8 protein-coding genes are annotated in these 9,693 nt (G+C 49.0%); all 8 read right to left on the reverse strand.

Annotated elements, in window-relative coordinates; genetic code table 11:
• The gene (locus tag MRX98_RS20810) at window positions 1-1,266 is read right to left on the reverse strand and encodes a beta-ketoacyl synthase N-terminal-like domain-containing protein (protein ID WP_246914731.1); all 1,266 of its coding nucleotides are present in this window, start codon (window positions 1,264-1,266) and stop codon (window positions 1-3) included.
• Complete coding sequence (locus MRX98_RS20815) at window positions 1,259-3,811, reverse strand: beta-ketoacyl-[acyl-carrier-protein] synthase family protein (RefSeq protein ID WP_246914733.1); 2,553 nt, start codon at window positions 3,809-3,811, stop codon at window positions 1,259-1,261. Before MRX98_RS20815 ends, MRX98_RS20810 begins: the two co-directional genes overlap by 8 nt.
• Before the next feature lie 105 nt (window positions 3,812-3,916).
• A complete protein-coding gene (locus tag MRX98_RS20820; RefSeq protein WP_246914735.1) occupies window positions 3,917-5,095 on the reverse strand; it encodes a glycine cleavage T C-terminal barrel domain-containing protein in 1,179 nt (392 codons plus the stop codon).
• A gap of 47 nt (window positions 5,096-5,142) precedes the next feature.
• A complete protein-coding gene (locus MRX98_RS20825) occupies window positions 5,143-5,439 on the reverse strand; it encodes an acyl carrier protein (protein WP_246914738.1) in 297 nt (98 codons plus the stop codon).
• A 150-nt stretch (window positions 5,440-5,589) separates the two neighbouring features.
• Window positions 5,590-6,174, reverse strand: a complete 585-nt coding sequence (locus tag MRX98_RS20830; protein ID WP_246914740.1) for a 3-hydroxyacyl-ACP dehydratase FabZ family protein — start codon at window positions 6,172-6,174, stop codon at window positions 5,590-5,592.
• Window positions 6,175-6,184: 10 nt separating this feature from the next.
• On the reverse strand, window positions 6,185-6,943 hold the full coding sequence (locus MRX98_RS20835) for an SDR family NAD(P)-dependent oxidoreductase (protein WP_246914743.1): 759 nt from the start codon (window positions 6,941-6,943) through the stop codon (window positions 6,185-6,187).
• A 114-nt stretch (window positions 6,944-7,057) separates the two neighbouring features.
• Window positions 7,058-8,113 (reverse strand): hypothetical protein, encoded by a 1,056-nt coding sequence (locus MRX98_RS20840; RefSeq protein ID WP_246914745.1) that lies wholly within the window; start codon window positions 8,111-8,113, stop codon window positions 7,058-7,060.
• Window positions 8,113-9,132, reverse strand: a complete 1,020-nt coding sequence (locus MRX98_RS20845) for an ACP S-malonyltransferase (protein WP_246914747.1) — start codon at window positions 9,130-9,132, stop codon at window positions 8,113-8,115. Before MRX98_RS20845 ends, MRX98_RS20840 begins: the two co-directional genes overlap by 1 nt.
• Window positions 9,133-9,693 lie beyond the last annotated feature (561 nt).

Consider the following 9,693-nt stretch of genomic DNA (forward strand, 5'->3'; position numbering starts at 1 on the left):
TCACTCGGAAGGTACTGAAAGAACACAGGCGGCCACCGATCCTTCAATTCCGATACCTATTTTGACGGCAGTACCGGTCTTGAGTCGTTGAGGCGGCGCATCGGCATGAAAGCACAAACCCAGGTGCCCGTCCAGCTGGCCTTTCGTGCGAAAGGCCAGCAAACGCCCGGCCAATAGCGCCTCTGACAGAATCGCGATATCGATCAATCCGCTAGCCGCCAATGTATAGCCAAGCTGTGATTTATAGGAGGAAACGCTCACAGGATGATTCCCCCAGACTTTTCTGATGGCAAGGGCTTCGGCCTTGTCACTGGATCTTAAACCGTTGCCGTGCGGTAAAACCACGGACACTTCTTCCGGCCGACATTTCGCGTGTTCCAGCGCTTTTGAAATGGTTTTGCCGATGACCCTAAAATCGGGGGAAAATGAATGACCGCCCTGCGACAGACCGCCACTTTGACTTGTCGAAAACCCGCGTATTTCCACAAGGTCGGACATCTTCCTTTGCCGCCCTCTGGAAGAATTTTCAAGAACGATGGCTGCAGCACCGGCACCCAGCACGACACCCTCTCCGCCACTTCCGAAAGGATGGCTGGCCGTGCGGGCGAGCGCATTGAGGCCGCCCAAGAATAATAGGTCGTAAAGTGTGACCTCCTGCCATGTAACTACTATAGCAATACCGGACCGTCCCGATGCAATGGCGCTTTGTGCCAAATATAATGCCGCGAGACTTGAACAACTGGCGCTGTAAACGGATACCGGGGGTCGCGTCAGATGATAATTTTTCGCCAAAGATCGAGCAATCGCTTTTTGAGAATAATATTTATAGTGGCATTGACGAATACCTTTATTCTGTCGCAGATCTTCTTGGTCATTTCTGGCAATGAAAGAGAAAAAGTTTAAAATCTCGGGCTGTATGCCTACACCGGCGATATAAATACGAGCACGGCCATGCTCCAAATCCTCGACCCCCAGATTGGCCTGCGCCAAAGCTTCGTCGATGATTGGTTCCAACATACCCAGTATCCGATCTCCTGGTCCGGTATTCTTGCCTTCCGGAGGTATTGATTTCCTCGAGAATGCATCAAATACATATGGTGGATTGAACGGCAGCCCGACCGCTTTAGAGATAATTTCATTTGGGAAAAATGGTTTAACAGGAGCGAATTCTCCGATTTCCAAGCCATGAATCAGTGTCTGAAAATCTCCACCGAGTCCCGAGCGGACGGCGATTCCGGTCACAACCACTCGTTCCGGATCATTCATAAGGCGCGCCTTTCCCGAGAACTACCGCGTAATTGTTGCCGCCCTCCGTGGAGCCTACCAATAAGGCGTGACGAACACTTAGGCGTTCTTTTCTGCTCACAAAAGCCAGATTTTTTGTTTCGAAGCTCCTGGTGTGCGGTATGGGTAGAATTTCATCTTCCTTCATCGCGTTGAGCACCAATGCCAAATTCAAAATTGGCGCAGCGGATTCCACGAATCCGAAGAATCCATTGTAATTGACCAACGGTACAGGGTGACTGCGGTGCATAAATGCGCGTTCGATGCCATTAAGTTCCTTCCGATTGCTCGAAACAGTGCCCCATCCAGTTCCGCAGACAAGATCAATATCATCGACCGTCAAGCCGGCTTCGTCGAGCGCTTGTGAAATGGCCTTGGCCAACCACTGCCCCGATGGTTGAGAGTTGGTATCATCTATGTAGGAGCCGTCACAGGATTTGCCGTAACCACAAATGATGCCAAGTATTGGGCCGCCCCTGTCTCCGGCTGATTCAAGCTCTTCCATATACGCCATACCAGCGCCTTCCCCCATGAAATAGCCGGACTGATCTCTGTCATAAACTCGGAATCCATCTTCATCAAGGTTTGGCGAAAGGCCACCGTGATTCTCTTGTAAGGCGTGCAGCGCACTATGGAATATTTCATCAGCCCCACCGACCAGCGCCTGGCCTTGTACCCCTTGACGGACAAGTTCGTAGCCGTAGCACATGGCGCCGAGAGCGGCATTGAATCCATTGGCCAACGTAGTATTATACCCTTTGATGCCCTTCGAAATCGAACAAAACGTACCGATGGCGTTCATCAGTGAGGAGGGGAACTCGAAAGTGCGAGCACGTCTGGGGTCAGGTACCAGGCTCTCGACATACCGGGATATGGTGGCCTGGGGGCCCTTTGACATGCCTATAATCAATGCTGTTGTTTTGCCGGTGGTCCTGATATTCGCACCAGCATTGGCGATCGCCTGCTCTCCTGCCAGCAGCGCGAACGTGCTGATTCGGTTTGCTTTGCGAGTATCGAAACGTTTCAAATGCCTGCGGACAGCCCTGTCATCCACCTCATGAGTTCGCAGAGATAATTGGTCTCCGTTCTTTTTCCGTAGGTCGCTGAATTGCTGCAATAACATCTCGTTCGATGAGATCCAATCTTCAAAATCCTGAATCCCTTCCTCACCTTTATGGGAAGGCCTCCATGTTTTTAGCGCGGAACCGGAGGTCCCCTTTCGTATTGCCCCCAAAATTTGTTCCAACCCAAAACCTAGTGACGATACCAACCCAATTCCTGTGATCGCCACACGCCGGGGATGGTAGCGGCTATTCGGCCGTCCATTTCCCGGGAGGGCGGCAAGGATGCAGCAATTGTTGCCCCCAAAAGCATAATTGTTCTTCATGAAAACCTTTACATTTCGCTCCTGAAACTCATTGGGAACATAGTTCAGATCACAGCTGGGCCTTGCCCTGCCGAAATTGAGCGTCGGCAATATTTTGCCTTCCGGCAATGTAAGAAGGCAGGCAATAAATTCGATGATTCCGGCAGAGCCGATATTGTGTCCAATATAAGATTTTGTGGAACTAACCGGAATAGAATGAATATCAGCAAAAACCTTTTTCATGGCAAGCGTTTCGGACCTGTCATTCGTTTCCGTCCCCGTACCGTGAACATTTATATACTCTACATCTTCGGGACAAAGCTCTCCGTTTGCCAGCGCAGTTCGCATAACCTGTGCGGCGCCTTTTGCTCGGGGGTCAGGTGCGGTTTCATGATGGGCGTCACCCGAGGTCGCATATGCCAATACTTCACCATAAATAGGCGCTCCCCGTGCCGTCGCATGTTGGTATTCTTCCAGAACCAGGGCCCCCGCTCCCTCACCGATGGACATACCTGGTACCCCGGAGAACGGTGTGCAGGCCTGCTGATGCAGGGTTTTCAAGGTGTAGAATCCGGCTATGGTTGGCAAATAGAGCGGCTCTGTTCCGATAACCAACGCCATCTGATTTTTGTTGTTTTGAATCTGGTCGAAGCCGATTCCGATAGCGTTGGTGCTGGCTGTACACGCTGTCGCTACCAATTCGTATCCGCCTCGAATCTGCAAAAGAGAGGATACGACAGAACAAACAGAAGAAAAGCTACCGGAAAGCCTGGTCTTATCGATGGAAAAGTCATTGATTCGATTTTCTAGTAATGGCATATAGGCTTCCGTGCCTGCTGAGGATACACCGATTATAAGGCTGCTGGTGCTGAGGGCTTCGTTCCCCAGCAGACCTGAATTTACCAGCGCATCGCGGCCGACTTTGTAAGCCCAAAGGGCGGCCTTGTCGAGTTTTTCTTGTAAGCCTTCAGCAAGCCCTTCGTACTTTGGCTCTTCCAATACTTCGGATGCACAGACATTGCCAAAAACATCGGAAAACCGCGAGCTTGGACGGATGCCGCATCGTTTACTAAGAAGTGAATTGCGAAACTCCTCAGTGGTGGCTCCAATAGATGTTAATACACCCAATCCAGTGATGACGACCCGCTTTCTGTCGAGCATTTTCTTACACCTCCAGGCAGTGATCAACCTCTATGCTCATTTGTTTACGCATAACGCCCCTCAAAAAGCGATAGACACCTCCGATCGGTTCACATCGAAATTGTCTCATATTTCTGCCTCTTCGCCGGCAGGTTGGCGTTCAACCTGGTCCAGAAAGCTTTTTGGTCGTGATGGGTCTACATAACTATGTTCCGAGGGGTTCACGAGAAAACTAAAATTGCCGATGAATGGCACTGGAACTGTGGAAATGGCGACTTTCTCGTCTTCAGATTCTATTGTGTAGCCCCCCAAACCGGCGTAGGCATAGGAATTGTCTATGATCGCCTGGCCGATCACCGCTTGGCGAAACGCTGAATATCCCACCACAGCAACCTCGCCAATGATTCTGTCACCATGAAAAACGCGACTTCCCACGCGGACGTCCACAATTGATTCTTCACAGCAAAAACCGACAACACGGCGCTTCACACCTTCCTCCAAACGCCGCTTCAGGGCATCACGTCCAACAAACTCATCTTTGTCATAGCGCACCGCCCACTGCATCTGTAGTTCTATTGGGCAACGCGTCACTTTTCCCAGGATCATTGGGTTCCAACAAGGATTTTCCAAACGCGCTGCAATTTGAAAATCCAACCCGCTCACCTCGATATCATATCTTTCTCCATGTTCTTGAAGCTGTTTCCATACGTCGGCAAGCACCGCCACCTCCATGATAAGCTTGTACGAGAACTCTCCATGTTTTCCGCCACGGAACAACAAGCCACCTTCGACCGGCATGAATTCCATGTATGGCAATCCGATTACATCGATTCCGAAAATTTCGGCCATCAACTCCCAACTGTAAGGTCCTTCCACAAGAAGAACGCCATTTTCGCGGTTTCTTGTCTTCAAAATGACGCTTTCACCAGATTTCATGTAATGCCCCAGCAGGTCCGCCAAGCCTTTACCAGTAAACCATTCTGAAAGCAGCAGGTAGCGTTCATCATCGCAAAGCACATAGATGTCCGTGATAATGTATCCCTCATTATCGAGAATCAGAGAGTATAGAGCTTGTTCTTCACGTATGTATGCCAAATCACCCGCGACGACGCGATCTAGGAAATCGAAGCGATCCTCTCCCGAAACTTCAAGTAGCCCGAAATGAGAATAATCAGCCAGGAGTATAGATTCTCGTAGAGCTCCATGGGCCGATGCTTCGTTGTTAAAGGAGGCCGGTAACGTTATGCCATTGCGTTCGGACATAACTGCTTTTCGATATCGGTGGATGGATGCAAGATGCGTCATGCACTTATCTCCCACAAATTGGTGATTTAAGGTATCTGTCGTTTCCCCTAATTCTTGTTTGTTTTTGTTTGTCTTGAGATGATAAAGGATGCAAGGGAGTTTACGGAACGCAAATAGAAAGGATCCTCGGATTCCGATACCTGTATCCCAAATTCTTCATCTAGCATGACCAGCAATTCTGTGGCATCAACCGAATCAAGTTTAAGTCCGCTGCCGAAAAGCGGTGTGTCGTCATCGATCTGATTAACTATTTGGTAGAGATTCAGTCTGACAATCAACCCTTCCTTCACTCGCCGCAAAACATCCTTGCGCTGCTCTATCGTGGATTCTAAATCACTTTCCACATTTACCTCCAATTAGCCTCGATATTATTTTATCTGACACTTTGGTTTTCATCGCCTTGCAGGGCGACTGGAATTCAATTTATGCCAACCAGTCGGACTAAACAATGCATCTGACTTGGTTTACATTGATAATTTAAATTTTCATGAGAATCACCTTAGAGGAAGGCGATCAACATGTTTTTTCCTCGTGCGGTAATTTGCAATCCGGCCGATGCACGCCACTTTTCGACCTACCCGTGCCTCGACCTTGTAATGAACAAAGCCTCTGGCATCTATAAGTTGATTTTCGCTGCGGATTATCAATATGTCCCCAGGCATCACCTTGTTCTTAAACTTCAGATCCTGTGATACCAGGAAGCCTTCATGACATTTCCGAATCCGTTCGACCATTGCGATTCCTTCCTCCGTATGCAATGCGTGGCGAAGGGCAGAATTGCCGCTGATGGATTCACCATGGACATTAGAATACTCGGCACAAAAATCTGAAAGCAAGCTAAAGTATTCTGACGTTTGCCCCATGGCCTCTGCGATCAGAACTCCTGGCATGATAGGATTGTCCGGGAAATGGCCTCCGAAAAATGGTTCGTTGAATGTCACGTTTTTTATGGCAATTATATAACCTCGATCACCATCCAGAAAATCCGTTATCCGGTCGACCAGGAAAAATGGATAACGCCAAAATCCCATCTTCATAAGTATTGAGGGGGCTACGAGACTTTCCTTCAATTGATCCATAGTCATATCCTCAGCGCATGATTAGGCCGCCGTCGACAATTATGGTTTGACCGACGATATAGCTCGACGCACTGGATGAAAGAAACGAAACGACCTCAGCCACCTCGGATGCTTCGCCAAGACGGTTCATCGGTATGGCGGACATTGTCTGCCGGATAATGTTGCGTGGTACTCTTTTTGTCATGGCCGAATCGATCAATCCTGGCGCAATGGCATTCACCCGCACGCCTTTCGGCGCAAGTTCGCCGGCCATGGTTCGGGTAAGTCCGATGAGCCCAGCCTTTGATGCACTGTAATTGCTTTGTCCAAAGCTGTGCGTCATTCCGGAGATTGATGAAATGTTGATTACAGCCGCATTCTTGGCGGCGCGCAACAACCTAAGAGCGGCCCTGGACATATTGAAAGCACCGAACAGGTTTGTTTTAACAACATCCTCGAATTCATCTGATGACATTCTCGAAAACAAGTTGTCACGGTACTTGCCTGCATTGTTGATCAAAATATGCAAAGCCCCCTGTTCCTCACGGATTCGATCCAGCAGGCGCTCTCGTTCAGCCTCTATGGTAATATCGCATTGAACAGGAAAGATTTTTGCACCGTCGGCTACCATTTCATCGTTCAAGCGATTCAATGGATCCCCGTTGGTTCTGAAACCGGCATACACAATACATTCCAATAAGGCGAGATGCTTCGCAATGGATAGACCTATATCCCCGCTGGCGCCGGTTATCAGAGCTACCTTACCGGCCATATCATCGTATACATGCATTGACATTTCTTCCTTTCGCGCATGGTGCTGTTCACATAGAATATTCGGCCGCCAGGCTCCGAAGCTTCACCGAAACGATGTGACCATCTTTCAGCCTATCGTCCAGCAGCATGGTTACGAATCGTGCGTAATCGCGAATTCAGGCATTTCAATTTCAAGCAGCCTCGCCTGTGCATAATCATTCACAAGTCTGGCTCTTCGTTTGAACAGGAAAAGAACCATGAGCGGGGTTATCAATACCGCATAAAACCACCAGAAATGAGGCGGATGTGGCGCAGTAGAAAAGACCCCTGCGACCAGTAGAACCCAAAGCGATACGCCTATGAAGATCAACAATGCGTCTCCTGGTCCCTTTTCAGAGGAAGCTGATGTATCCTCCCGGCCATCCGGGCGCACGTCGGCTTTTACGCTTCCGCAAAGAACCTCTCCGGCAGCCGAAAATAGGCGTGACCGGTTGGCGCCCTGGAGAGTGAAAAAGGTCACGATCCACATCATGATTAGTGCGGCTATTAAAAAATCGAGAGAAAAGTAGCCGTTTGCGAGGCTGAAATCCGGATGACTCGAAAGCGGAAGGACAACAGTCAAATTGATACCCAGCGTCATTGCCAGATCGCCAATTGTGCAGATCCTGATTCTATTGCGCACCTGATATGATTTGATGTGATTGCCATTTCTAAATATCGAATCTGCCAAGGCGATAAATGCTGGCACTAGGAAGAATACGTAAGCAGAGAGCAGCGTGGGTAGCCCAATTCCCACAACGGCCACAAACACCAAGGATTTGTCTGTTTCAATAAATCGGCGAGCGAGAAACAGTGCCAGCAAAAGTGTTGAGGTAATCAGAATTGCCCCGACTGCAGGACGCAATAGAAATCTGGAGGCCGCTCGTTTTAATACAGATTTCTGATAGCTTCTCATCTTTTTTTCTTCGCCATATGTGAGATGGAACTTTTTCACAACAGTGCAATAGGTCCAGAAACCGAAAGCATCCCGGAGCGTGGTAAAGCTGATACCCCCAGCCAATACGAGACAAAAGGAGAAAATCTGCGCCTTTTCCGGATCATTGGCATTCCGCGTGAATGCAAAGCTCAACAAGAGGCTTACGAGCGCCACCACCATCCACAATCCGAGAATGTATTTTCCTCTATACTTGAAAAGGATGGGCAACATTATCTTTCCATCCTTTTCGATAGAGAAATGCTTCGGCGCCTGAAAATGTCATCTATATGCGATACCGTGATCGTTTGCGGGAAAACGAAATCGCTGAGCATGCGCGACAATATTTTCCTTGGACCGATTTCTACAATTTGATGCACCCCGATTTTGACCAGCAAGCGCATGGATTCGGCCCAAAGCACCTTGCGGCTTAAGTGTTCGGAAAGATACCTGCGGATCAAATCAGGATCGCTGACCGGTCTTCCCGCGCGATTCATGATTACAGGAATTTTCGGATAGTGAAGTGGAATTCCGGTCAGAACCGTCGCAAAGGCATCCACGCCAGGCGCCATCATGGAACTATGCCATGCACCATTAACCGGCAATTGCACGACCTTGTGTCCGAGGCGCATCAGGGAACGACAAAAAGTTTTAAGCTGCCTTCGAGGCCCTGCTAAAACTTGCTGCTGCGGCGTGTTGTCGTTGGCAATCGAAATATGGGTTGCCATATCACTGCCCTCGAGCAGCTCCTGCATTTCCGTATGAGAAGGTCCGATGACGGCGGCCATGCCGCCTTCCGAATTGGAGGAAATCTGTTGCATGATCCGCGCTCGAGCGTTCACAGCCCTAAAGGTATCTTCCATTCCAATGGCGCCTGCACAATAGAGTGCCGTGTACTCCCCCACACTATGGCCAAGCACCGCATCGGCGGCCATCGGTGAGTAATGTGTCAGTTCAACCAGTGATGCCATGTTGACCGTTGTAATCGCGATTTGCTGGTAACGCGTCTGGTCCAACAGCTTCATGGGCCCTTTACTGCAGAGCTTGCGAACGTTTATCCCGCTGATATCACTTGCGCAGTCCCACACTGCTGTGCTGCGAGGCGAATGATCGCAAACATGTTTTCCCATTCCGAGGTACTGCGTGCCCTGGCCCGGAAACATGAACGCCGTTCGAGCACTTACGCGTTTTAATTCTCCAGTCTCTGGATTCGATACCGTCGTTTCTTTATGTGCCCCGACTGCCTCTTTCATTTGACGTCCTCCTCAATGCCGCAGCTATGGGACTTCAAGCGTCAGTCATTATTCTTTTCGGAATGACACCCTCTGGATAAATATCTCCCTGTCAGGGCATGGTGAGGAGACGACGCAACTTGAGATATCTGCGAAACGCGGTGTGAAGAAGCCTAAACAAATTTGAAGGAAGATGAATTTCGAATTGATTATCAGTACAGCAAACACTTGTCAACCATTTTGAAATAGGAACTTGCTTTTTCGAAAAGCGAGCAAATCACAAGAGATGGGAAATTGCTTTAAACCCTTGATTTCGTTCTTTGAAAAAGCACGTTTGTATTTTTCAACCATCATCATTTGCCACGGCGCTTACCATTGAAAGGCTATTAATTCAGCCGGAATCAATCAGATGATAGTATTCATAGTAGTGAAGCGATACACCGAGGATGGCAAGAATGTCATTTAATAGTGAAACCCAAACGGATCACAAACGCATCACAAAACCGGCCCGTTTCCACAAATCCCCATTTCCCTGAAACCAAATCCAACACCCCCCATATAATCGACAGCATCCCTTGCTTA

This window comes from Desulfatitalea alkaliphila, assembly GCF_022968795.1.
GTDB classification, from domain to species: Bacteria; Desulfobacterota; Desulfobacteria; order Desulfobacterales; family Desulfosarcinaceae; genus Desulfatitalea; species Desulfatitalea alkaliphila.

Coding starts and splice junctions, on each gene's coding strand:
- MRX98_RS20810 (WP_246914731.1), bottom strand. CDS start 1,266: ATGAATGATCCGGAACGAGTGGTTGTGACCGGAATCGCCGTCCGCTCG.
- MRX98_RS20815 (WP_246914733.1), bottom strand. CDS start 3,811: ATGCTCGACAGAAAGCGGGTCGTCATCACTGGATTGGGTGTATTAACA.
- MRX98_RS20820 (WP_246914735.1), bottom strand. CDS start 5,095: ATGACGCATCTTGCATCCATCCACCGATATCGAAAAGCAGTTATGTCC.
- MRX98_RS20830 (WP_246914740.1), bottom strand. CDS start 6,174: ATGGATCAATTGAAGGAAAGTCTCGTAGCCCCCTCAATACTTATGAAG.
- MRX98_RS20835 (WP_246914743.1), bottom strand. CDS start 6,943: ATGCATGTATACGATGATATGGCCGGTAAGGTAGCTCTGATAACCGGC.
- MRX98_RS20840 (WP_246914745.1), bottom strand. CDS start 8,113: ATGTTGCCCATCCTTTTCAAGTATAGAGGAAAATACATTCTCGGATTG.
- MRX98_RS20845 (WP_246914747.1), bottom strand. CDS start 9,132: ATGAAAGAGGCAGTCGGGGCACATAAAGAAACGACGGTATCGAATCCA.